At 53.7% G+C, this 23,879-nt stretch carries 17 protein-coding genes and 5 pseudogenes; 8 read left to right on the top strand and 14 right to left on the bottom strand.

The window, feature by feature from the left end:
• Positions 1 to 69: 69 nt before the first annotated feature.
• The 12 genes and pseudogenes from msbA to lysS form a co-directional block, all read right to left on the bottom strand.
• Positions 70 to 1,784 (bottom strand): annotated as a pseudogene (gene msbA / locus JCM15764_RS05935) (lipid A export permease/ATP-binding protein MsbA).
• Complete coding sequence (gene lpxB, locus JCM15764_RS05930) at positions 1,781 to 2,914, bottom strand: lipid-A-disaccharide synthase (RefSeq protein WP_054693607.1); 1,134 nt, start codon at positions 2,912 to 2,914, stop codon at positions 1,781 to 1,783. The pseudogene msbA and the gene lpxB overlap by 4 nt, the downstream one beginning before the upstream one ends.
• Positions 2,915 to 2,995: 81 nt before the next feature.
• Positions 2,996 to 3,805, bottom strand: coding sequence for an acyl-ACP--UDP-N-acetylglucosamine O-acyltransferase (lpxA, locus tag JCM15764_RS05925; protein ID WP_243688455.1), 810 nt, complete (start codon positions 3,803 to 3,805; stop codon positions 2,996 to 2,998).
• 15 nt (positions 3,806 to 3,820) lie between these two features.
• Positions 3,821 to 4,261 carry a 3-hydroxyacyl-ACP dehydratase FabZ gene (fabZ, locus tag JCM15764_RS05920; protein ID WP_012647184.1) on the bottom strand — a complete coding sequence of 147 codons (441 nt, stop codon included), beginning with the start codon at positions 4,259 to 4,261 and terminating at the stop codon, positions 3,821 to 3,823.
• A 35-nt stretch (positions 4,262 to 4,296) separates the two neighbouring features.
• Positions 4,297 to 5,338 (bottom strand): annotated as a pseudogene (lpxD, locus tag JCM15764_RS05915) (UDP-3-O-(3-hydroxymyristoyl)glucosamine N-acyltransferase).
• A 148-nt stretch (positions 5,339 to 5,486) separates the two neighbouring features.
• Entirely contained in the window at positions 5,487 to 6,011 is a 525-nt protein-coding gene (locus JCM15764_RS05910; protein ID WP_054693604.1) for an OmpH/Skp family outer membrane protein, read from the bottom strand.
• Positions 6,012 to 6,033: 22 nt separating this feature from the next.
• The gene (locus JCM15764_RS26195; RefSeq protein WP_279384298.1) at positions 6,034 to 6,915 is read right to left on the bottom strand and encodes a BamA/TamA family outer membrane protein; all 882 of its coding nucleotides are present in this window, start codon (positions 6,913 to 6,915) and stop codon (positions 6,034 to 6,036) included.
• Positions 6,906 to 7,871: an outer membrane protein assembly factor BamA gene (bamA, locus tag JCM15764_RS26190; protein ID WP_279384304.1), complete on the bottom strand. Its 966-nt coding sequence runs from the start codon at positions 7,869 to 7,871 to the stop codon at positions 6,906 to 6,908. Before bamA ends, JCM15764_RS26195 begins: the two co-directional genes overlap by 10 nt.
• Positions 7,868 to 8,332 carry a POTRA domain-containing protein gene (locus tag JCM15764_RS26185; RefSeq protein WP_279384297.1) on the bottom strand — a complete coding sequence of 155 codons (465 nt, stop codon included), beginning with the start codon at positions 8,330 to 8,332 and terminating at the stop codon, positions 7,868 to 7,870. Before JCM15764_RS26185 ends, bamA begins: the two co-directional genes overlap by 4 nt.
• Positions 8,333 to 8,384: 52 nt before the next feature.
• Positions 8,385 to 9,056, bottom strand: a complete 672-nt coding sequence (locus JCM15764_RS05900) for an ABC transporter ATP-binding protein (RefSeq protein ID WP_012647180.1) — start codon at positions 9,054 to 9,056, stop codon at positions 8,385 to 8,387.
• Positions 9,049 to 10,322 (bottom strand): annotated as a pseudogene (locus JCM15764_RS05895) (lipoprotein-releasing ABC transporter permease subunit). Before JCM15764_RS05895 ends, JCM15764_RS05900 begins: the two are co-directional and overlap by 8 nt.
• A 45-nt stretch (positions 10,323 to 10,367) precedes the next feature.
• Positions 10,368 to 11,794: pseudogene (lysS, locus tag JCM15764_RS05890) on the bottom strand (lysine--tRNA ligase).
• Positions 11,795 to 12,047: 253 nt separating this feature from the next.
• Here lysS and ettA point away from each other — a divergent pair.
• Positions 12,048 to 13,727, top strand: coding sequence for an energy-dependent translational throttle protein EttA (gene ettA / locus JCM15764_RS05885; protein WP_054693600.1), 1,680 nt, complete (start codon positions 12,048 to 12,050; stop codon positions 13,725 to 13,727).
• A gap of 56 nt (positions 13,728 to 13,783) precedes the next feature.
• Here the strand turns inward: ettA and JCM15764_RS05880 are convergent, their stop codons facing one another.
• Entirely contained in the window at positions 13,784 to 14,644 is an 861-nt protein-coding gene (locus tag JCM15764_RS05880) for a TraB/GumN family protein (RefSeq protein ID WP_054693597.1), read from the bottom strand.
• Positions 14,645 to 15,001: 357 nt separating this feature from the next.
• On the opposite strand from JCM15764_RS05880, the gene JCM15764_RS05875 reads away from it, so the two are divergent.
• From JCM15764_RS05875 to JCM15764_RS05845, 7 genes are all read left to right on the top strand, one after another.
• A complete protein-coding gene (locus JCM15764_RS05875) occupies positions 15,002 to 18,376 on the top strand; it encodes a pilus assembly protein (protein ID WP_054693594.1) in 3,375 nt (1,124 codons plus the stop codon).
• Positions 18,289 to 20,118, top strand: coding sequence for a pilus assembly protein (locus JCM15764_RS05870; protein ID WP_369412264.1), 1,830 nt, complete (start codon positions 18,289 to 18,291; stop codon positions 20,116 to 20,118). Before JCM15764_RS05875 ends, JCM15764_RS05870 begins: the two co-directional genes overlap by 88 nt.
• A 1-nt stretch (position 20,119) precedes the next feature.
• On the top strand, positions 20,120 to 20,626 hold the full coding sequence (locus JCM15764_RS05865; protein WP_054693588.1) for a pilus assembly FimT family protein: 507 nt from the start codon (positions 20,120 to 20,122) through the stop codon (positions 20,624 to 20,626).
• Positions 20,604 to 21,035, top strand: a complete 432-nt coding sequence (locus JCM15764_RS05860) for a type IV pilus modification PilV family protein (protein ID WP_243688452.1) — start codon at positions 20,604 to 20,606, stop codon at positions 21,033 to 21,035. The genes JCM15764_RS05865 and JCM15764_RS05860 overlap by 23 nt, the downstream gene beginning before the upstream one ends.
• 26 nt (positions 21,036 to 21,061) lie before the next feature.
• On the top strand, positions 21,062 to 21,763 hold the full coding sequence (locus JCM15764_RS05855; RefSeq protein WP_054693582.1) for a PilW family protein: 702 nt from the start codon (positions 21,062 to 21,064) through the stop codon (positions 21,761 to 21,763).
• Entirely contained in the window at positions 21,717 to 22,235 is a 519-nt protein-coding gene (locus JCM15764_RS27905; RefSeq protein ID WP_369412257.1) for a PilW family protein, read from the top strand. The genes JCM15764_RS05855 and JCM15764_RS27905 overlap by 47 nt, the downstream gene beginning before the upstream one ends.
• Before the next feature lie 66 nt (positions 22,236 to 22,301).
• A complete protein-coding gene (locus JCM15764_RS05845; RefSeq protein WP_054693577.1) occupies positions 22,302 to 22,862 on the top strand; it encodes a hypothetical protein in 561 nt (186 codons plus the stop codon).
• Positions 22,863 to 22,973: 111 nt separating this feature from the next.
• On the opposite strand, the pseudogene hisG reads toward JCM15764_RS05845, so the two are convergent.
• A pseudogene (hisG, locus tag JCM15764_RS05840) lies at positions 22,974 to 23,848 on the bottom strand (ATP phosphoribosyltransferase).
• Between the last annotated feature and the right edge of the window lie 31 nt (positions 23,849 to 23,879).

Here is a 23,879-nt window from a genome sequence, read left to right as displayed (position 1 = left end):
TCCTCACTCCTCACTCCTCACTCCTCACTCCTCACCCTTCACCAATCACCAATCACCAATCACCGTTTCTCAGTCCTGAAACTGCATCTCATAAAGCTTCGAGTAGAGGCCGCCATGGGCCAGGAGGGCTTCATGGTTGCCGGATTCGACGATTTCACCCTTGTCCAGAACGACGATTTTGCCGGCATGGAGAATGGTGGAAAGACGATGGGCGATGACGAAGGTGGTGCGGTTGGCCATCAGGTTATTGAGGGCATTCTGCACCATCTGCTCGCTCTCGGTATCGAGGGCACTGGTCGCCTCGTCCAGGATGAGGATCGGCGCATCCTTGAGAATAGCCCTGGCAATACAAATCCGTTGGCGCTGCCCTCCGGACAGCCTGACCCCCCGGTCGCCGATGCCGGTTTCATATCCCATGGGCATATCCATGATGAAATCATGGGCGAAGGCAGCTCTGGCAGCGGCCTCCACCTGGCGTCGGTGGCGTCGGTCATCCCGTAACGGATGTTGTTGGCCAGGGTGTCATTGAACAGGATCGTCTCCTGGTCGACCAGGGCGATCTGCCTGAGCACACTCTTCAGCTTGAATTGCCGGATGTCTTTGCCGTCCATGAGGACAGCCCCCTCGGTCGGATCGTAAAAACGGGAGATCAGGGAGACCAGGGTCGTCTTCCCCCCGCCGGACGGGCCGACAAAGGCTACCACTTCCCCCTTGCGCGCCTCAAGGTTGACATTTTTCAACACGTAATCGTCGTTATACCGAAAGGAAACTTCTTGTAACGCCACATTTCCGCTAACCCGCTCCAATTCAACCGCATCCGGACGATCCACTATTTCAGGCTTCTCATCGATGATTTCGAAGACCCGTTCAGCAGCCCCAAGTGAGCGCTGCATTGCATTGTACGCATTGATCAATCTCTTGATCGGCGTATATACCAGAACCATCGCCGTGATGAACGAGAAGAACTCGGGGGCGCTCATCCTCCCCTGCATGACGTCGTTGCCGCCGATCCAGATGACGGCGGCAATGCCCAAAGAGGTGATAATCTCCATGATCGGCGCGAGAGCGCCTCGTATTTAATATTCTTGCGTGTAAAAAAGTAGTATTGGCGGTTTATGGCGAAAAATTTCCGGATTTCACGTTCTTCCAGGCCAAACGCTTGATCACTTTGATGCCGGAGAAGGTCTCCTGCAGAACGCTGGCTATCTCACCCATCTTTTCCTGACCATGCTTGGCAGATTCTTGATGCGCCGGCCAATCTTTTGCGCCGGCAACACCGTAAGAGGAATGACGATGAAGGTAATGAGGGCCAGCTTCCAGTTGCGGTAAAAAATGACCGTCAGGAGCGAGATTGCGGAAAACCCGTCGCGGAAGAGGCCGGTGATGATATTGCCGACTGCTTCCTGCATCATGCTCACGTCATTGAGGACCCGCGACATCAAAACTCCGGTCGGGTTGCGGTTGAAGAATCCAAGGCCAAGTCCCATGTTACGCTGGTAAATCTGATTGCGCACATCCTGGACTGCCAGTTGGCCTGCAGTGCGCATGAAGTAGTCATTGGTAAAACGGCAGGCGCCGCGCAAGGCAAAGAGGAAAATAATAGCAACGGGCAACAGGGTGAAAATGAACATGTCCTTGCCGGCAAATATCTTTTTCAAGGTCGGTTCGACCAGGTAGGCAAAGGCGCCGTCCATGGCCCCGACACCTATGGAAGCCACTGCGGCTATCAGAATCCGCCACCAGTGACGGCGGCTATAGGAAACAATGCGGCTGAATAAACTCATGTCTTTTCATTCTCTCTCATCAGGCTCAGCGCCAGCTGCGCCACCCGGTGCAGAGCCCCGCCGTTGCCGAGTTTTGCCGGAACCGCTGCCAGGCTCTTGCGGATTTTATTTGCGTATTCTGTATCTTCCAGTATGGCAGTAATTTCGGCTGCAATTTTCTCCGGCTCGGCGTCGTGCTGAATCAGCTCCTTGACCGCACGCTCCCCAGCAACTATGTTGCAGATGCCGATATGATCAACCTTGATCAGGCGCTTGCCCACCGCATAGGTGAAGGGCGACACCTTGTATATGATCACCATGGGCACGCCGAGAATGGCTATCTCCATGGTAACCGTTCCCGAAACGGTGATGATGGCATCACAGATCTGTATCACGTCATGGGTGGCATTTTCCACCACCTTTATCTCAAGCCCACAGGCATCCAGTGACGGCTGGAGCTCTTCCCTCTTCAGGCTTGATGCCAGAGGCAGGACGAATTCAATGTCGGGGTGACGATCCTTGAGCAGGCGCGCTGACTGAAGGATCACCGGAAGCAGGCTCTTTATTTCACCGCGCCGGCTGCCCGGAAAGAGGCCGATCACCCTCCGCCCATCGGCCAGACCGAATTTGGTCGTTGCCTCAGCCTTCGTCATGGCGGGACGGACCATATCCAGCAGTGGGTGCCCGACAAAGGTAACCGGCACCTGCTCCCTTTCGTAGTATGGCACCTCAAAGGGAAACAGCACCGCCATTTGATCTATCACGCGGCCTATTTTCTTCACCCGCCCGGCCCGCCATGCCCAGACCTGTGGACTGATGAAGTAAAGAACCTTCACACCGGCCTTTTTGGCAACCTTGGCCAGGCGCAGGTTAAAATCGGGGTAATCGATAAGGATGAGGAGGTCCGGCGGGTCCGAATGCAGGATGTTTTTGAGCGTGTTGAAGGCCTTGACGATAACCGGAAAATGGGCAACCACCTCTACCAATCCGACCACAGCCATTTCGTTGGCGTCGACCACTGTCTTGACACCGGCAGCGCGCATTCCCGGTCCACCCATGCCGATAAACGCGGTTTTCAAATCAAGAGCGGAGATTTCTCTTGCGAGCACGGCTCCGTACATGTCGCCGGATGCCTCGCCGGCAGATATCATTATTTTTCTTGCGCCTTGAACCAAAGATAATTCCTGGGAAAAAATCACGTCAAAAATTGGCGAAGGCGACGATAACAACCGTCACCTTCGGATAAACGTGGATACAATGGTTAAAATCAGCGGCAGATACCCCTCTGCCGATTCGATGAAGGTGATGAAATGCTCCATTTCGGGGGAGGAAGGAATCTCTGTCTTGATCTTTTCAATGGCGTCTTTCAGTTTCATGTCTGACAAAGCAAGGATCTTGTATGCCTTTTTCAGGGACGAGACAACCTCTTCGCTGACGTTGTGTCGCTTCAGTCCCACCAGGTTAAGCCCCCGCAATCTTGCATCCCGGCGATCACCGGTGGCAATCGTGTACGGAGGGATGTCCATACCGACCAAGGTGCCGCCACCGATCATGGCATGGGCGCCGATCCGGGTAAACTGATGTATGGCGCACAACCCTCCCAGAATGGCGTAATCTTCCACCGTCACGTGACCAGCCAGGGTTGCCGCATTGGCCATGACTACACCGTTTCTCACATGGCAGTCATGGGCCACATGGGAATAGGCCATGAAGAGGTTGCCGTTGCCTACCGTTGTCTCACCGTCTCCGGTTACCGTCCCCAGATGCAAGGTGGCGAATTCGCGTATTATATTGCGGTCGCCGATCTTCAGATGGGTCTCCTCACCCTTGTACTTGAGATCCTGGGGCACAGCACCGACGGACGCCAGGTGAAAAATCTGGTTGTATTCGCCGATAGTGGTCCAGCCGTCGATAACTGCATGGGCGCCTACCTTTGTTCCCCGGCCTATCTTCACGTGCTCGCCGATAATGGCATAGGGTCCTATTTCAACATCAGCGGCAAGCTCTGCCCCGGAGTGTATCACTGCAGTCGAATGTATCATTTTTTTCTCCGGCCTTCAGTTTGATTTTTCGGCAAAGGTTGCTTTCAGTTCAGCTTCCGTGGCGAGAACGTCGCCAACAAAAGCCTTTCCGGCAACACTCCAGATGCCACGGCGATGGAAGATGGTTTCAATCTCGATCCGCAACTGGTCCCCGGGGAACACCGGCTTTCTGAACTTGGCGCTGTCGATGGACATGAAATAGCTGACCTTTTTCCGCGTTTCCTCATCGGAAGCCAGGTAAGCCATGATTCCGGCAACCTGGGCCATGGCTTCAACTATGAGCACACCCGGCATAACCGGGTGACCGGGGAAGTGGCCCTGGAAAAAGGGCTCATTGATTGTCACGTTTTTCAGTCCGACGATGCGCTTGGCCGGTTCCATCTCCACTATCCTGTCCACCAGGAGAAAGGGGTAGCGATGGGGCAATATCTTCATAATTTCATTGATATCCATCATAACAGGCTCCTTAAGAGGCAATTAAAACAGTACTATCATTTAACTTTTCCATCCGCCTTGAGCTTTTCTTCCAGCTCCTGAACCCGTTTTTCCAGAGAGGTCAAAGTTTTCCGGTGTTCCGGCAGCCGGGGAAAGACGCTCGATGCCTTGAGCCAGTCCCTGTGGGCAAAAGCCGGTATGCCGCTGACTATCTGGTTGGCCGGAATGTTGCCCGGCACCCCGGATTTGGCTCCGACCATGACATTGTCGCCGATCTGGATATGCCCTGCGACCCCCACCTGTCCTCCCATGGTCACGTGATTGCCGACCTTGGTGCTGCCGGAAATCCCCACCTGGGACACGATCATGCAGTTCTCGCCGATGACGCAGTTGTGGGCGATCTGCACCAGGTTGTCGATCTTGGTCCCGCGCCTGACTATGGTCGCTTCAAGTGCTGCCCGGTCGATCACCGTATTTGAACCGATCTCCACATCATCCTCAAGGATGACAATGCCGATCTGCGGAATCTTGTACCATTCCTGTCCGTCGGGGGCATAGCCGAAACCGTCGGTGCCGATCACTGTGCCGCTGTGAACGGTGACCCGGTTGCCGATCCGGCAGCGCTCACGAATGACCACATTGGCATGGAGAGTGACATCGCTTCCCAGTTCGACCCCGGGATAAAGCACAACGCCGATGAAGGGTAACCCGGTCTCCCATTTTGACCCCGTCGGCCACATGGGCTCCGGGATAGATGGAAATATCCTTGCCCATGACGACCCCCTGGCCGATGACAGCGCCATCCATTACACCCAGGGCCTTTGGCGGAGCATGTAGAACAGGGTCAGCAGTTTGGCGAAGGCCAAATAGGGATTGCAACTTCGATCACATTCCTGCCGTGCCCCGGCGCGCCGGGGGGCAGTATGACAGCAGTAGCCTGGTAGTGGCAACCTTCTGCGCATATTTGGGATTGGCAAGGAAGGTTATCTGCCCCTCCCCGGCATCGTCAAGGGTGCCCAGACCTCCTACCACGGCATTTTCGTCGCCGATTACCCGTCCACCCAGGTATTCAGCCACTTCCTTCAGTGTTTTTCCCACGTCATCACCTTTCGGTAAACAGAGAGGGGTAAGGAGTTAGGGGTGAGGAGAAAAAAAGCAGTTGCCCCTCTTCACTCTTCACTCTTCACTCTTCACTCTTCACTCTTCACTCTTCACTCTTCACTCTTCACTCTTCACCCTCACGGCATTATTTTTTCTTGCTGTCATTGAAGAGTTTCAGGATCTGGTCGGTAAGGTCAGCCTTGTCATCCAGGTAAATCATGGTCTCGTTCCTGACGAAGATGACCGTGTAGCCGTTCTTGCGGGCAAAGTCCTGGGTAACCCTGACGACCTCGTCGACTATGCGATTGGTCAGTTCGTCATTCTTGGCCTGCAGGTCATCCTGGGCATCCTTGAGAAAACGCTGATATTCCTTGAGCCGCTGCTGATAGTCACGTTCTTTGCTGCTCCGGGCCGACTCTGAAAGCAGAACGCTCTGTTTTTCCAGGTCGGTCTTCAGTTTTTTCAGCTCCTCATCCTTGGCGTTCTTCTCTGCTTCGTACTTGTTGGCCTTCTGGGCAAGTTGTTCCTTTGCTTCTTTGCCCGAATTGGACAGGAGGAGCACCTTCTGCACATCGACCGAACCGATTTTGGCCCCGTCAGCAGCAAAAACAGCCGAGGTGATGCCCAGCGAAAAGATAGATACTGCCGCAAGAATAATAATTCTTTTCATCCGTTTCTCCTTATGAACATGGTTAGAAAAAGCTTCCTATTGAAAATTCCAGTTTACCGCCGGCACTGTCTACACCAGTACGGGGATTAACGGGTATTCCGTATTCGAGACGCAAGGGTCCGATGGGTGAAAACCAGCGGATGCCGGCGCCATAACTGGTCTGGAAGCGGGTAAATATATCTCCGATACTGCCGTATGAATTCCCGGCATCGAAGAATACTACCCCCTTAAGCCCCACATCCTTCAAAAGAGGAAACTGATACTCGGCATTGAAAATGAGTTCAGTATCCCCCCCCAGGTACAAATTGTCGAAACTGATCGTTCCATCGCTGTTGGTGGTGGACACCAATTTGTAAGGGCTGACGGTTCTGCTGCTATAGCCGCGCAGGGTGTTGATCCCCCCAAGATAGAATTTTTCGTCGATGGGGACCTCTTTCCCCACACTCTGGATGTAGCCGAAGGTGCCACGCAGGGAAAATACACCACCCCAACCGGCAGGGAGATAGAGGGCATTCTCGGTAATATAGCGGGCAAACCGGTTGGTGCCGCCAAGTCCGGCGAATTCAGCGGAAATGGTATTCATCATCCCACGGGAAGGATCGAGACGGTAATCGGTGGTGTTGCTGGTCAGACTGGCGGTTATGGAACTGGTGGTGCCGGTTGTTTCGGAGGTGACGGTACCGTTTTTGATACTTTCCAGCAGGGATACGGATTCGTCGAAGATCTCCTTCTGCTCATACTTGTAGATCCAGAAAGTGCTCAGGGTGTCGCTCAGGGGATAGCCCCCCTTGATGTCGCCACCGGTAACCCGCCGGGAAAAATCCGTATAGTCCCGTTCGGTGCGATAAATATCAGCACCGACAGTCCATCTGGTGTCAAGGAAATATGGATCGGTCAGTCCCACATTGTAGGTCTGGGTTTTGGCGCCAAGGGAAGCCGAAAGCGTAGCCTTAAGCCCAAGCCGAGAAAGTTCGCCTCCTGAACGGAGCCCTGACCGATAATCCCGTCAAGGGAACTGTAGCCTGCACCGATACTGAAGGTGCCGGTAGCTTTTTCCTTCACATCCACATTCAGATCAAGCTTGTTATCGGCACTTCCCTTAGCCGTGACCAGGTTGGCTTCTTCGAAAAAACCAAGGTTCATCAGGTTCTGCTTGCTCCGCTTCAAGGGGGTAGATCCGTAGAGATCACCTTCGGCAAATTTCAATTCCCGGCGGATGACCTTGTCGCGGGTCTTGGTGTTGCCGCTGATATTGATGCGGTCGATATATACCTTTTCACCTTTTTCCATATCAAAGGTGATGTCGATGATCTTTGCTTCAGGATTGACCTTGGTCAGAGGAGTTATATTGGCAAAGGCATAGCCCTTGTCGGCATAGAAATCGGTCAGGGTGAAAACATCCGTTCTCAAGGTACTGCGGTTGAAGACCTCTCCGCTTTTGATTTTCAGCATCTTGGAGAAACTCTCCTGGGAGTCCAGCATGTCCCCCTTGAATCCCAGCGTTCCCACCTTGTACTGGTCCCCTTCGGTGATGCCGATCAGCACCTCCAGGCCGCTTTTGTCATCCAGAACGCGGACCGCAGGTTCCCCGACCTTGACGTTTATATAGCCATCATTGAAATAAAGGTCCGAAATGAGATTGGCATCGTTCTTCAGCACCTCTTCCTTATAGGTGCCTGCGCCGGTGAGCCAGGAGAAAATCCAACGTTCCGAGGTCTCCATGGCCTTTTTCAGTCTTCTGTCGGAGAAAGCCTTGTTGCCCTCAAAGCGGATGGTCTTTATCAGGACCTTTTTACCCTCATTTATTTTCAGCACAATCCTGATTTCAGTAGCCGAACGCTTCTCAACGCTGCTGCCTATTTCAGCAAGATAATACCCTTCGTCTGCATAGAGCTTTTTACCTTACTGATGCTCTTCGTCAGATCCTTCGGGGTAAAAATCGTGTTCTGCTTGATCTCAAGGGCTTCCTTGATCTTGTCGACGGAAAGTTCCTTGTTGCCTTCGATCCTTACCTCTCGCACCACCGGTTTTTCCGTCACCTGGTAGGTTAGAGTGGCCCCTGCATCGGTCTTGTCCAGGGATGCCTTCACGTCTTCGAAATAGCCCAGCTTATAGATGGCACGGACATCACTGTCCACCTTGTCGGCAAAGAGGGTATCACCCTCCTTCACCTTGATTACCTTCTGTATGGCAGCGGATTCGATCCTGCGGTTTCCCTTGATCTGCAGCTGGGAGATTTTTTCCCCATCGGCAAAAGCTGAACCACAGAAGATGGCAATCATTGTCATCAGAAAAAGAAGTCTATTGGCTATCCGTAACAAGCATCCCCCGAAAAAGTCGGTCAGTCGTTAAATTGAACAACAGATGTTCTGATCAGCTGATCCTGCCATCAACCATGCGGATGGTCCTGGCCATCTTGGCCGCCAGCTTTTCATTGTGGGTAACAATGATCAGGGTAAGTCCCCTTTTGACATGAATGTCCATCAAGAGATCATGGACCTCGTCACTGGTTTTCATATCAAGATTACCCGTCGGTTCGTCGGCCAGAAGCAGCTTTGGTGAACGGACCAGGGCACGGGCGATTGCCACCCGCTGCTGCTCGCCGCCGGAAAGCTCCCCCGGCTTATGGGTCAGGCGGTGGGACAGCCCCACATCGCGTAAAAGGCCGGCAGCGATGGGTTCCGCTTCGCTCCGCTTAGTGCCGCCGATCAGAAGCGGCATCATCGCATTCTCCAGGGCGGTGAATTCCGGCAAGAGATGGTGAAACTGGAAGACGAATCCTATGGAGAGATTTCTGAATGACGCGAGGGCAGCGCCCCCCAGCTTGAATATCTCCTCGCCATCGAATTTTACCACACCGGAGGTGGGGGTATCGATGGTGCCGAGCACATGCATCAGCGTGCTCTTGCCTGCCCCCGAAGCCCCTACCAGGGCGATGGTTTCACCGGCAGTTACATTCAGGCTGATTCCCTTCAGCACCTCCACCTTGCCCGCACCACTGCCGTAAGATTTATACAGGTCACTGACCTCCAGCAGATTACTCATAGCGGAGCGCCTCCGCCGGAGAAAGTCTCGATGCCTGCCATGACGGGTAAAGGGTTGCAACGAAAGATATGACGATGGCTGTGACTGAAATGAGTATCACATCCGATGGGATGACCAGCGAAGGGAAATGGTCCAGATAATAAATATCCTTGCTGAAAAACTGGAAGCCGGTCAGCTTTTGCACCGTATTGACGATCGGCTCCAGGTTAAGGGCCACAAGCAGCCCCCCGAGAACGCCGATGGCCGTACCGAAAAAACCGATGATAAGTCCCTCGAAGACGAAAATGCGCATGACGCTTCTGCTGGTAGCCCCCATGGATTTGAGAATGGCGATGTCCCGTGTCTTCTCCATGACCACCATGAACAGGGTTGAAGCAATGCCGAAGGCGGCCACCAGGACGATCAGGGTAAGAATGATGAACATGACCACTTTTTCCGTCCGGAGGGCGAAGAGAATGTTTTTGTTCATCTGCATCCAGTCCCTGGCAAAATAAGGAAAGCCCAGTTCCTGATTGATCCTGCGTGTAATTTCACCGGTCTTGTACACATCGGCAACCTTAAGTTGGATGCCGGTAACGGCCGAGCCCAGGCCGAGGAAATCCTGCGCTTCACCAAGCCCCACATAGGCCAGGGTAGAATCATATTCGAACATACCGGTGTTGAAGATACCCACCAGGCGAAAACGCTTCATCTTCGGCATCATGCCCAGCGGTGTGATATTACCCATGGGAGAGACTACATTGACGCTGTCGCCGAGAAAAAGGTTGAGGTTCTTGGCCAACTCCTTGCCGATTACAATTCCCGGCAATGGTGATTCGTCACCCTTCAACGGCAACGGTGCCCGGCGATCCAAGTCAACCAGGTTGCCCTCAACCACCGCCTTGTGCAGATTGGTTACCTGGGCATCGGTCTTGGTATCCACCCCACGCAGCACCACCCCCGATACATTTTTGCCGGTGGTCAGCATCACCTGGCTGTAAATGAACGGTGTGGTTGCAACTACGCCCCTGAATTTTTTCAACCGGTCCATCAGCTGCTGATGGTCTTCTATTCCCTCGCCGCTTTTCAGCACTACTATATGGCGTTGGTGCCGAGAATCTTCTCTTTGAGGTCTTCTTCAAAACCGGTCATGACGGCAAGGACTATGATCAGCGCCATTACCCCCAGTGCCACGCCGGCAACGGAAATAAGCGTGATCAGCGAGATGAAGGTCGCCTTGCGTTTCGCCTTCAGATAACGGAGACCGATGAAGAGTTCAAAAGGCATGTTTATTTTATATCCTCAAAAAATGAATTGCCGGGCAATTCATCATTATTTTACTTCTTTTCGCAGTTGGGGAAAGAGAATTACATCGCGGATGGAGGGAGCATCGCAAAGAAGCATCACCAGCCGGTCAATACCGATACCCTCCCCTGCAGTGGGAGGCATGCCGTATTCCAGCGCCCTGATGTAATCCTCATCCATGTAATGGGCCTCTTCATCCCCCTTGGCCTTGGCAGCAACCTGGGCAAGAAAGCGCTCCTTCTGGTCCACTGGATCGTTAAGCTCGGAAAAGGCATTGGCCATTTCGCGACCGGCACAGAAAAACTCGAAGCGGTCGACGATCTCCGGGTCGTGGTCGCTTTTCCGCGACAGGGGGGAAACCTCGGTGGGGTACGCGGTGATGAAGGTAGGCTGGATCAGTTTCGTTTCCGCCACTTCCTCGAATATTTCGGTAATGAGCTTGCCGTAACCAATATCTTCGGGCAGATCTAGGCCGATCTTTTTGGCGTAGGCATAGGCCATGTCCCGATCCTCCAGGGATTTGGCATCGATGTCGCCGTACTCCAGGATTGCCTCCTTGACGGTGAAGCGTTTCCACGGCCGCTGAAAGCTGATCGGCGTCCCCTGGTAGCTGAAATCAAGGGTGCCGAGGACATTCTGCGCCACATGGCAGAGCAACTCCTCGGTGTAGTTCATCAGGTCTTCAAAGGTGGCATAGGCCTGGTAGAACTCCATCATGGTGAATTCCGGATTGTGGCGAACGGAGATTCCCTCGTTGCGGAAGTTGCGGTTGATCTCGAAAACCCGGTCAAGGCCACCTACACCAGCCTTTTCAGGTAGAGCTCAGGGGCGATGCGGAGAAAGAGCTCCATATCCAGGGCATTGTGATGGGTGACAAAGGGACGCGCCGTGGCTCCACCGGGGATCTGCTGCATCATCGGCGTTTCCACTTCCAGAAAGTCATTCTTCACCATGAACTCGCGGATCAGGTTAATGACCCTGGAGCGTTTGACGAACAGTTCCCGGACCTCGGGATTGACGATCAGGTCCACATACCGCTGGCGATAGCGGGTCTCCACATCGGTAAGGCCGTGGAACTTCTCGGGTAACGGCAAGAGTGACTTGGTAAGGAGCCTGATCTGCTCAACATGGAGGGAAAGCTCCCCGGTCTTGGTGCGAAAGGGATAACCGGTCGCGCCGACGATATCGCCTATATCGAAAGATTCGAACTGCTCGAAGACTTCCGCTCCAACCGCATCTTTCTTCACATAAAGCTGGAAACGCCCCTTGCGGTCCTGCAGCTGCACGAAGGCAGCCTTGCCGAAGGAACGACGGGCTATGATCCTCCCGGCAACGATAAAATGCTGCGGATCGGCCTCAATCTCCTGCACATTGCCATAAGCGGCAACAAGATCGGCCGAAGTGTGTTCGGGTCTGAAATCGTTGGGATAGGGATTGATCCCTGCTTCCCACATGCTGTCAACCTTGCGTCTTCTCTGCAACAACAATTCACTCAGTTCTTCAGTTGCCACGGTTCTCGCCTTTCATGAAAAAAGCCTTCTTGACGGTTTTCCAAACCGACAAATTAACGTATTTGCTCTACTTTAGTCAAGGAAAAAGCCGGTGGGAGAGCTGTGCGATGCATGGGCAAAGAGATGTTGACAGGCACATTGAAGCACGTGTAAAAATGAGGCCATTCAATTGTGAGGAGGAATAAAGAAAACCTATATGGCTATCGAACCCAACAAGGTCATTTACTCGATGATCGGCGTCAGCAAATTCTACGATAAAAAACCGGTACTGAAGGACATCTACCTTTCCTATTTCTACGGCGCCAAGATCGGCGTTCTCGGTCTGAACGGCTCGGGAAAAAGTTCGTTGCTCCGCATCCTGGCCGGTGTCGATAAGGATTTCAACGGCAAAGCCGTACTCTCCGCCGGGTACACCGTCGGCTTTCTGGAGCAGGAGCCCCGGCTGGACGAAGGAAAGACGGTCAGGGAGATCGTCGAGCAGGGGGTGCAGGAGACTGTTGACCTCCTCAACGAGTTTAACGAAATCACCGCCAAGTTCGGCGAGCCCGATGCCGATTTCGACAAACTTGTAGAACGACAGGCCGAGGTGCAGGAAAAGCTGGACCATCTGGATGCCTGGGACCTGGATGCACGGCTGGAAATGGCCATGGATGCCCTGCGCTGCCCGGCCGGCGACACCCCGGTTAAAGTACTGTCCGGTGGGGAGAAGCGCCGCGTGGCTCTGTGCCGGCTTCTGTTGCAGAAACCGGACATCCTCCTCCTTGACGAGCCGACCAACCACCTGGATGCGGAATCGGTCGCCTGGCTTGAGCATCACCTGCAGCGCTATGCCGGCACCATTATCGCCGTCACCCATGACCGCTACTTCCTGGACAATGTTGCCGGCTGGATCCTTGAGCTGGACCGGGGCCAGGGAATACCATGGCAGGGGAACTATTCTTCCTGGCTGGAGCAGAAGCAGCAGCGCCTGGCCCAGGAGGAAAAGGCCGAGACCGAACGCCAGAAAACCCTGCAGCGGGAGCTGGAATGGATCAAGATGTCCCCCAAGGGCCGCCATGCCAAGGGCAAGGCACGTATTTCATCCTACGAGCAGCTCCTCACCCAGGAGAGCGAAAAGCGGGCCAAGGATCTGGAAATTTACATTCCGCCCGGGCCGAGACTTGGCGACATCGTAGTGGAAGCAGACAATGTCAACAAGGCTTACGGGGACCGGCTCCTGGTGGAGGGAATGACCTTCCGCCTCCCCCCCGGCGGCATCGTCGGCATCATCGGTCCCAACGGCGCCGGTAAGACCACCCTCTTCCGCATGATCACCAATCAGGAGCAACCGGACAGCGGCACCATCCGCATCGGCGAGACGGTCAAGCTTGCCTACGTGGACCAGAGCCGCGACAACCTCAACCCTGAACAGACCATCTGGGAAGCCATTTCCGACGGCCAGGACCAGATCCAGCTGGGCAAGCAGACGGTCAATTCCCGCGCCTACGTCTCCCGCTTCAACTTCTCCGGAGCCGACCAGCAGAAAAAAGTCGGCCTGCTTTCCGGCGGCGAGCGGAACCGGGTCCACCTGGCAAAGATGCTCAAGGATGGGGGCAACGTCATCCTTCTTGACGAACCGACCAACGACCTGGACGTGAACACCATGCGGGCGCTGGAAGAAGCACTGGAGAATTTCGCCGGCTGTGCCGTGGTCATCAGCCATGACCGCTGGTTCCTGGACCGCATTGCCACCCATATCCTCGCTTTCGAGGGAGAAAGCAAGGTGGTCTGGTTCGAGGGAAACTACTCCGAGTATGAGGAAGACCGCCACGCCCGCCTGGGCACCGCCGCCGATCAGCCCCACCGCATCAAGTACCGCCAGCTGACCAGGGCATAAATAAAAAAGGCCGCCGGAAACGGTGGCCTTTTTATTGGCATGTCGGAATATTTATTTTAGAGCTTTTCCACCTTATACCCCTTTTTCTTCAACGCCTCTATGATCCCCTCCGGCCCCACCAGGTGGCCTACACCGACCAGGATGAATTCAGTCCGGGGCGTTTTTAGATAGGCGTCGATCATGGGAAGCCAGTTTCTGTTGCGATCGGTGATTAATCTCTTGTAGAGCTGCGGCTGCCGTGATTTGAGATCATTGACCATCAACTCGTCCAGTTTCCGGCCATCCCCCTTGCGCCATGCAGCTGCAAGATTACCGAACTGCTCTTCCATGGTCTTCATATCCTTCAGGGAGTGGAGTACGAAATCATCTTCGCTGCCATCGGCCATGGTGGTGATGTACTCAATTTGCTCCTCAACCGTCTCAAGTCCCTCCACGGGTTTCTTGTCCCTATTGGCCAGGCTGTGGAAAAACTGGTCCACCCCCTCTTCGGTAGCTCCCAATTTCTTAAGCTCAATGACCGTCAGCGTCAACATTATCATCGCCGGCTTGAACTGGCTGAAGGCCTTGATGGGAATGCCGTTAGTTTCACAAAAGGAGCTGAGCTGGCCATATACCTTGGGTGACAGGTGTTTATCAACGGTGCTGCCGTCGGTATACATGGCCTTTACCAGCAACTGCTGTTGCATTGATGGATCCTGGAGTTTAGCGATGTCTGTCTCGAAGACCACAGTTTCCGATGCCTTGTAAGCCTTTTCAAATTCCGGCGGCAGCGGATAATCGGACTCGCGCAGGACATGGCAGGTTCCACCCAGATAGATGGTGGAATTATCCCTTTGCGCCTTCCAGACCGATGACTCGGCAGAAGCTCCGGTGCTGACAGAGAAAGAGAGCAGTATCCCCAGTACAAGTCTCTTCATAGTTTATCCTCCTGAAATTTTTAGAATATTAGTGTCACATCAATTGGTTGCGGATCTATTCCAGCACGCGCTTCAGCATCCTTCCACCTGCAACGCGCCATCCGACAGGGTCTTTCTTGCCTGCCTCTTTATAGCACAATTCATTGACGACGCAAAAATGTCACCTTTTTGACCTTTCACTGTAAAAAAAATGCATACCATGACATAGGGAAAGAGGATCTTTCCGTGTAATCCCCTCAATACTAATGCCAAACGCAAATTGTCCCGGTGGCATAGCTGATGCAGAAGTAGATCGTCGGCAAATCAAGCATTTATTAAATTCATTAACGTAAGCTGCTGAAAATACGAGGTGTACAGATGAAATCGATCAGCTACCTGCTGAAAAACAAGTCCTGGAAAATAGCTTTTTTCCTCACCCTGCTTCCTGCCTTTTCACAGGCCGACCCCGGAAACCAGTACTGCATCACCCCGCCTTTCATCACTGCAGGGATAAAACCGAACCTTTTGTTGATGATCGATAACTCCGCCAGTATGTATGACCTGGCTTACCAGGACACCTCCAATAAATATTGCGCCAATAACCCCACCACTCAATGTACTGCCGACTCCCAATGCGCTTCAGCAGGCCAAGCCTTTTGTGTGGGAAGTTATGCCTCGTCGGGAGGGACCGCTTCCAAAGCGGCGTGCACTACCGATGCGGATTGTCAGAGGATCGTACCCGGAGATACCTGCGTTCTTACAGGTCCCAAGTCCAGCAGGAACCTCTGCACAACAGCCACTGTGACCACGGCAATAACACTAAGTCCAATAGCGTGTTCCGCGAATAGTGGATGCACTTCCAGTGGGGGAACCTGTCCGGCAGGTAGCACTTGTACATGGGCTGCAGACGATATCTGTAACAACACATGCAGCGCCAGCCGCCAGTGCTACGATACCACCTACACGCCTTATACCACTACCAGCAACTATTACGGCTATTTCGATGCCGCTGCCACCTACAGCTATGATTTCACTAACAACAAATTCACCAGCGGTGCAAGTATGCCGGGAAGCTGCACCTATTCTGCCGGCACCCCTGCCTACTTCTGCGTCAACACGACGGGAACAGGAGCTGCCGAGGCAGTGGTCGGCGACTCCACGGGATTCGTCGTCAGCGGCAACTTCCTTAACTGGCTCACCGCTTCCAAATTCGACCAGGAGAAAAAGATCCTCACCGGTGGCAAATTCGATACGTCAGCAAATGTTCTGGTTTCGGAGACGCGTGGGTGCGGCGGGCGGGAGTTCCTCAAATCCGTATCGGGAGTCAACCTGACCTTCGCCATCCATGGGGGGACACCAGCGGGTGTCGGTACTACTCAAAACCTATCCACCGAATATGGGCAGACATACATCGAAATCTATGCCGGCACATACAATGCGACTGACTGCCTCAAAGCAACGAACGACTGGAGCAAAGTGGCCAGTGGTGTCAATGTAAACCTGGGCACTTTCTCCGGAGACACCAAAGGCTGCGTCGGGGCGGGTTCCTCATCCATCAATGCCACGGACATATGGAACCACGCCCTCCACAACTGTTACCAGGGGATGACCGGGGGCGCCCAGGGGTACAGCACCAACCTGAACACCCTTCAAGGCGATTGCAAGAATATCTACGCCACCATCAGACCCGATCAGATTACCGATCCCAATTCAGGCTATTCAATTTGTTCCAGCGTCCTCACCTATACAATTAACGGCACCTCTTACACGGGCTATCTTGGTGCTTGCTGGAACGGCACCGATTTCAACGGTCCATGTAGTCCGAATGTACTGGCGCAGATGGAGAATTATTGTCAGGTCAACGTCAAAACCAACCCCATTGCCGATCCGTCCTCAACGGCGGTCACCACAAGTACGGCTACTGCCAGTATCCCCGGCTTTGTCATGCAGCAGGGGTTGAACAATCTTACCAGGGTGGGGAGTTTTAAGGCGAATGTTGCACTTGCCGCCCCTCCATCGGGGCTCGTGGACAAGTACGGCAGCCGTATCCGCCTCGGCGCAATTTCTTTCCAGAACAACGGCAGCGGCTCGGAGTGCGGCAGTACGTCCTTGCCCTGCACCAAGGCCTGCTACTCCGCCGGGACAGGTTTTACCACCCGCATGTGTATTGCTTCCACCGACTGTCCGACCGGGTCCGGACAAACCTGTGAGCCCCTGCCCAAAACGGACGGAGGGCAGCTCATATCCTATGTGGGCGCAGGCAAATGCTCCGTTACGACCACCACATCCTGCGACGTCGATTCCGATTGTCCAAGCGGCGAGTACTGCCAGCCCTCGGTGGGCAATCACAGTTCCGGTTTAATCAACAGTATCGATGCAATCCCTGCCACCTCATGGACCCCTTTCGCCGAAGCCTTTTACAATGCCATGGGTTATTTTGCCAGGACCAACAATTACGGCACCAACCCGCCCACCAGCAGGGATTTCAATTTCAGCGTTCTCGGCCCCAACACGGCCACCAGCTATAACACGAGCAAAAACCCCTCCCAGTTCAGGTGCCAGTCCAACAATATCCTGCTCATTACCGACGGTATGTCCACTGCAGACAGACATACCGTTTCCGAGGGCTTGGCCACGCAGTATGCTTCAGCAGTTCCTTATACTATCGGCACCACAACCTACAGACCTGGTGATGTCGGCTATGACGCTACTAATGTCTATGGCGGGTCCACGTGCCCCACTTATTCGGGAAGCAGGAGCATCAGCGATCTGGCGTGGGTGGCAAAGAATCGCAACATAAAAACTCTGGTAACATCCGGTACGGCCAGCACTGCAGCACCCCAGAATTCTAGCGAGTCCATAACGACGTATGTCGTCTATTCAGGGCAAGAGACAAGCAGCCAGACAGGGCTTTGCGACCCGAAAACACTTATGCAAAACACAGCTAAAAACGGTGGGACGACACTTTTTTCTGCTGCCGACCCACAAAGCCTGTATAACCAGATAGATGCCGCATTTTCGTCGGTTGCAGCCAAAGCTGCCTCGGGTACGGCGGCCTCCATCCTCTCCAACAGCGAGGGGAGTGGCGCCAATATTCTTCAGGCTGTGTTCTATCCTCAGAAAATATTTGCCAACGACACCTCTGTAAATTGGATCGGTGAAATGCAGAACCTCTGGTACTACGTGGACCCTTATATTAACAACAGCACCATCAGGGAGGACACTGATGGAGACCTGAAGCTGAAGCTGACTCAAGATTACGTCACCAGCTTCTACTTCGACAATAGCGCAGATAAGACAATGGTGCAGCGCTATCAGGATACCAATGGCGATGGAGCTGGCGACACGGCAATCGGCTCCCCCATTGACCCGGATTTTGTCAAGAGCATTTGGCGCGCAGGCAAACTCCTCTGGAGCAGGAACATCACTACGACAGGAACCAATCCTGATCCGCGTAAGATCAAGACCACGCTCAACGGAACATCTTTGATCGATTTCTCCTCCTCCACCTATCCCGGAGGTTCTGTCACTGACAATTCAACGGCCCTGGCACCCTATCTGAATGTAACCGCAGCCCAGGCGCCCACATTGATCAATTGGGTACACGGAGAAGATTATCCCAATGACTCGACCCTGCGGAGACGGCGGGTCGACATCAAAGATCCATCCCCGGCAACAACGGTCAGTTCCGGTATCTGGCGCCTGGGAGACATCATATCCTCAACACCGCGGTCCAGTCGACGGTCCGCCTGAATTCCTACAATCTATCCCCTTCTGCAGGTTACAGCGACAAGACCTATGAAAGCTTCATCAATACCAGTAACTATAAAAGCCGCGGCATGGTTTACGTTGGTGCAAACGACGGCATGCTCCACGCATTCAAACTGGGCCTGCTTTCGGTAAGATCCAACGACACGGAAAAAGCATCGCTGACCGGATCCAATCTGGGTAGAGAGGAATGGGCTTACATACCGAGAAACTTCCTTCCCTACCTCAAATACCTTAGCGATCCCCACTACGAACATCTCTATGCCGTCGACGGCAGGACTCTGCTTCTGGATGCAAGCATAGGGGATGGAACGGTAGCCGATTACTGGGATCAGACAAAAACAGTCAACACCTGGCGAACAATCGTCATCGGTTCCATGGGCATCGGTGGTGCCACCCGCAGTTCCTGCACCGGAGACGTAGCATGCATACAGACACCGATTGTGGATCCGGATAATGCCTTAAAAAGCCTCGGTTATTCATCCTATTTCGCCCTGGACGTCACTGATCAGAACAATCCACAGCTCCTCTGGGAATTCAGCAGCAACCAGCTCGGCTTCGCCACAACCGGGCCGGCCATTGTCAGGGTGGGAGACCGGAATAAGAACGGCCGCTGGTATGCAGTCTTCGGCAACGGCCCATTCGGCCCCATCGATACCGACACCCATCAACTTAGAGCAGGCTCCGACCACCATCTTAGGTTTTTCATCGTTGACCTGAAAACTGGAGTGGCGAAGACGATCACCACCGATATCGACAATGCCTTTGCCGGCTCCATGATCGGAGGGTCCATAGATGCCGACCGCAGGGCAGGCCCAGGGGTCGCGGGCAATTATCAGGACGATGCAATCTATGCAGGATATGTGAAGTATTCAACTACCGATGGTGCATGGACAGACGGCGGCGTCGTCAGGATCATGACCAAAGAGAGTATGACTCCAGACGATGCAACCAATCCCTGGACCTACAGTAAAGTCATCGACGGTATCGGGCCTGTCACCACGTCAATCGCCCGTCTCCAGGATACCAGGTCCCTCAACAAGAATCTCTGGCTCTTTTTTGGAACCGGGCGCTATTTTTATCGGGACGGGACCAGTCTCGACGACTACTCCAACCGGCGAGCGCTGTTCGGCATCAAAGAGCCCTGCTACAATACCGCCGCCAAGCCTGGGAACTTCCTTGACGGAAGCTGTACCGCTGCTGTTTCCGGCACGCTGGTCAATCAAACCAGTTCGGTTTCGGCAGTGGGTGCAAATCCTGGCTGGCGCATCGATCTCAACGCATCCACGACTGATGTTGGCGCAGAACGTGTGGTTACCGATCCGGTTGCACTAACCAACGGCTCCGTACTGTTCACCACCTTCAAACCCACCATGGATAAATGCGGCTATGGCGGAAATTCGTTCCTACGCATCTTGAACTACAGCAGTGGAGGGGCTCCAAGCTGCAACTCCCTGCAGGGCAAAGTACTCGTTCAGCTTTCCACAGGGGAATTCAAAGAAATCAGCCTGGCTGAAGCCTATGGCTGCCCAGGAACGCCCCCGAAGGGAATCCTCTACCCGCCGTCAAACTATACGCCAGGTGGGACTCCAGGTGTCGATCCTCCCACTACTCCGCCGCCACCGGTACCTGTCGGTGGAGGTAAGCCGCCTTCTGACGCGCCACCGGTAATCAGCAGCAGCACCAACCGACCGGTGAAGAAGATTCTTCATATACAGGAACACTAATATGCAGCGCGAACGTGGATTTTCATTGGTGGAGTTGCTAGTTGTTATGGCCATAATGGCAACTCTTCTGGCCATCGCAACCCATAACTGGAACCAGATGACTCTGAAGTCCGGGGTCGAAAGTCAGATCAAAAAAATGCAGGCAGACCTGATGGAGGTCCGGCTCCAGGCACTTTACAGTAAAAACCCACGCAGTGTGGTTATCACTGGAAAGCAATTCAAGATATATGCATCCGATGACACCACCGCTACTCCCATAACGACCAAGGATCTCCCGTACAGCGTGGTGTGGAACGATGACGACAGCAGTCCCGTGATCTTCGACGCCCAGGGACTGACCAGAGGCCTGACGCCCGACACAAAAAGATACCTCTGCATTTTACCCACAAATGACACGGCAGTCGTAAATGCAGCGGCGGTTGACAGCATGGCAATTTCACAGGTTCGGGTGAATCTTGGTAAAAGGACGGGAGGAGGCTGTGCAGGTGCCAATATTAAACAGCAATAATAACGGCTTCACCTTGACGGAGGTTATGATTGCCATAGTCATTATGATGATAGGGGCAGTCGGTCTCCTTCAATCGCTGAATGTGGCACAGGATTATAACCTGAAAAACCATCTCCGTGACGAGGCGGTCTATGTGGGCGAAAAATATCTGAACGAAATGAGAGGGAAGACCTTTGACACAGTCGCTCCGGTTCATCCTGCCACATCCGTGACTTTTCCCTTGATATCGACCGCCGGCAAGATACGAGGCACCGGCAAAAAACTCATGGTAAATACCAGTTCGGATGTCCTCTCCCATGATGCGTTGAATAATCCGACCACCCTGCAATTGCACGTCACGGTCACATGGACCTACAAGGGGGCCACCTACACCAACAGGGTGTCGGCACCTATTTCAAGAATGCCCTAGCCTGGTACGGCAGAAGAGAGAAAAACATGCATGTCCGGAACGAAAAAGGATTCACTCTAACGGAACTGATTGTAGTCATGGCCATATTCATCACGATTATTATCGTTACGGCAACCGCCTTCGAGAAGACGGTGGACCAATCGGCGCAGCAGACGAAGTCTGCCGAAACCCAGATAGCCGGAATCGTCGGTCTGGAAATACTGAGGGCCGACCTTGAAAAAACCGGTTTCGGTTTACCATGGGATTTCTCTCCTGCGGTTACCTACAGCGAAGCAAGTACTGAGAACACCGAAACTGATGACATCAGGCCTTCCGGGAAGAGCGTCAGCACCTACAACGAGAGCACGGGCAATGCACCACGCGCCGTTCAGTCCGACACCACGACCTTCAATGCCGGCTCCAATTATCTGGTCATAAAGTCTACCTCTATCGGTACTGATGCCGCCTCAAAGAGATGGACCACCGTGTCCTATGACAAAGACGGCATAAGAACAAGAAAAGTCTGGGGATTGTCCGATCGTGATTTTGCCTCTACCGATCGTGTCATCATAGTCAGGAATGCCCTCAATACCACCCCGGTGACCAGGCAGTTGATAGCCTCCAGCAGCACGGTTTTTTCCGGCACCTTCGCCAATTTCTCATCTCCAGCTAGTCATCAGAGCGGCGACACCTTTGAAATGTATGGCATCAGCGCCGACACAGATGTCCGCTTTCCCTTCAACAGCTGATTACTACATAGCGCGCCCCGCCCCCCCCGCAAGCATGCCTTCGACCTGCGCCGACAATACCGGAATTCTTTACAAGTCCACCGTTATTCAGGGAACGGGCGCCAATGCAGGAAAACTTGCCACGGGCATGCCGCTTCTTGACTGCGTGGCCGACATGCAGGTGGTATATGGGCTGGACACGGACGGGGCAGGACGCATCAACCAGTACTTGAATGCACCAGCCAACACATCTTCACCTACAGCGGAAGACATTCGGACGCAGTTACGGGAAATAAGGTCTATGTCCTGGCACAGGAAGGAAAGAAGGACCGCTTCTACACTTATCCAGGCAATTCAATTCAAGTGGGCGAGGTCCTTGATGGGGTACAGAGGGGTCGATCTTTTCCTATCACGTCCCAATACAAAAATTACAGGTGGAAGGTATATACAATCGTGGTGCGGCCGAAAAATCTGCTTCAATAAATGGCGGTGATTCTATGAAGATACTTAAGAACCAGCAAGGTATAGCTTTGATAACTGCCGTGATGTTCACCCTGATATGTCTCATCATAATCATGATGATGATGTACTACGTTTTGTCAGGAACAAAGATGTCGGCGCCCAGAAACGCTACCGCAATGCACTGGAAGCTTCCTATGGTGGAACCGAGCTGGTGACGAGAACCGTCATACCCCGTCCGTTTCGGCAACTATTCGGACGGGACAAAAAACACTTCGATGATTTCGGTACCTCACTCAGCCTCATGTTCCCTTCCGGCAATGGACTGGAAACCAAATTGACGACAGCCACCTCTTCGTGGCCAACGACTGTGTCCAAAACGGTCAATGCCAAAGAGGCACCGGATCTGACCTTCGTCCTGCAGGGGGCAACCACCGGCAACAATTTCAAGGTCTATACAAAGATTGTTGATACCGTTCCCGGTGTCGGGCTCATCGATACCAGCGGCATCGACTACCTGGATGCCGGAGCGGGAGTGGCCGGAACAAGCGCCACTACCCAAACGCCAAGAACGCCCAATTTATACTCGTTTGAGGTACAGGGCGAAGCGGAGGTCAATCCCAAGGAGAAGGCGGCACTATCAGTGTTGTATGCTTACTGACTGCTTCCAGTCCCGTTGACTAAGGACGCCGCTCCCACCCTGCAAGCCTGGTCACAAAAAAAGCCCGCTGAACCTGTATCAGGTTTGCGGGCTTTGTCCGTCATTCATCCCTCAGATAATCTTGTTCAAAGGATATTCCACAATCCCCTCGGCACCCAGCTTGAGCAGGCCGGCACGATGGAGCGCACTTCCTTTTCGTTGAGGATGCTCTCGATTGAGACCCAGTCGGAGTTGTAGAGGTGGGAAACGGTGGCAGCCTTCTGGCTGGGGAGAACCTTGGTGATTGCCTCCACCTTGTCGCCGGGGGCGTTCATTTTCAGGCCCACCATCCCCTCGGCGGCCAGGGCCGATTTCAGCAGGGTGGCGATGGTCTCGATCTTCTCCCGTTTCCAGGGATCTTCCCAGGATTTGCGGTTGGCGATCATCACCGGCACCGATTCCATGAGGTCGCAGACGATGCGCAGGTTGTTGGCGCGGATGGTGGAGCCGGTTTCGGTCACCTCGACGATGGCGTCGCAGAGGCCGTCCACCACCTTGGCCTCGGTTGCCCCCCAGGAAAATTCCACTGTTACCGGAATGTTCCTTTCGGCAAAGTAGCGTTTGGTAAAGCCAACCAGCTCAGTGGAGATGGTGGCCCCCGCCAGATCTTCCGGCTTCTGCACCTTGGAATCCTGGGCCACTACCAGCACCCAGCGCACCGGGCGGCGAGATACCTTGGAATAGACCATCTCGCACACTTCCACCACGTCCGAGTCATTCTCCCGCACCCAGTCGCGGCCGGCAATACCCACGTCTATGGTGCCGCGCTCCACATACTTGCCCATCTCCTGGGGACGGATCAGCTTGCAGTTGAGCTCGGCATCATCAACACCGGGGAAATAACTGCGGGAAGAAATGGAAATCTTCCACCCCGCCTTGGCAAAAAGATCGACGGTGGCGTCTTCCAAACTTCCCTTCGGGATACCGAATTTCAATATATTGGACATGGCTTGGTCCTTTGAATGAAATGTAGGGGCG

It is taken from the genome of Geotalea toluenoxydans JCM 15764, from assembly GCF_001311985.1.
GTDB lineage: Bacteria > Desulfobacterota > Desulfuromonadia > Geobacterales > Geobacteraceae > Geotalea > Geotalea toluenoxydans.
Note: the sequence above shows the minus strand (reverse complement) of the source record. Positions and strands in the feature narration are given on the sequence as shown.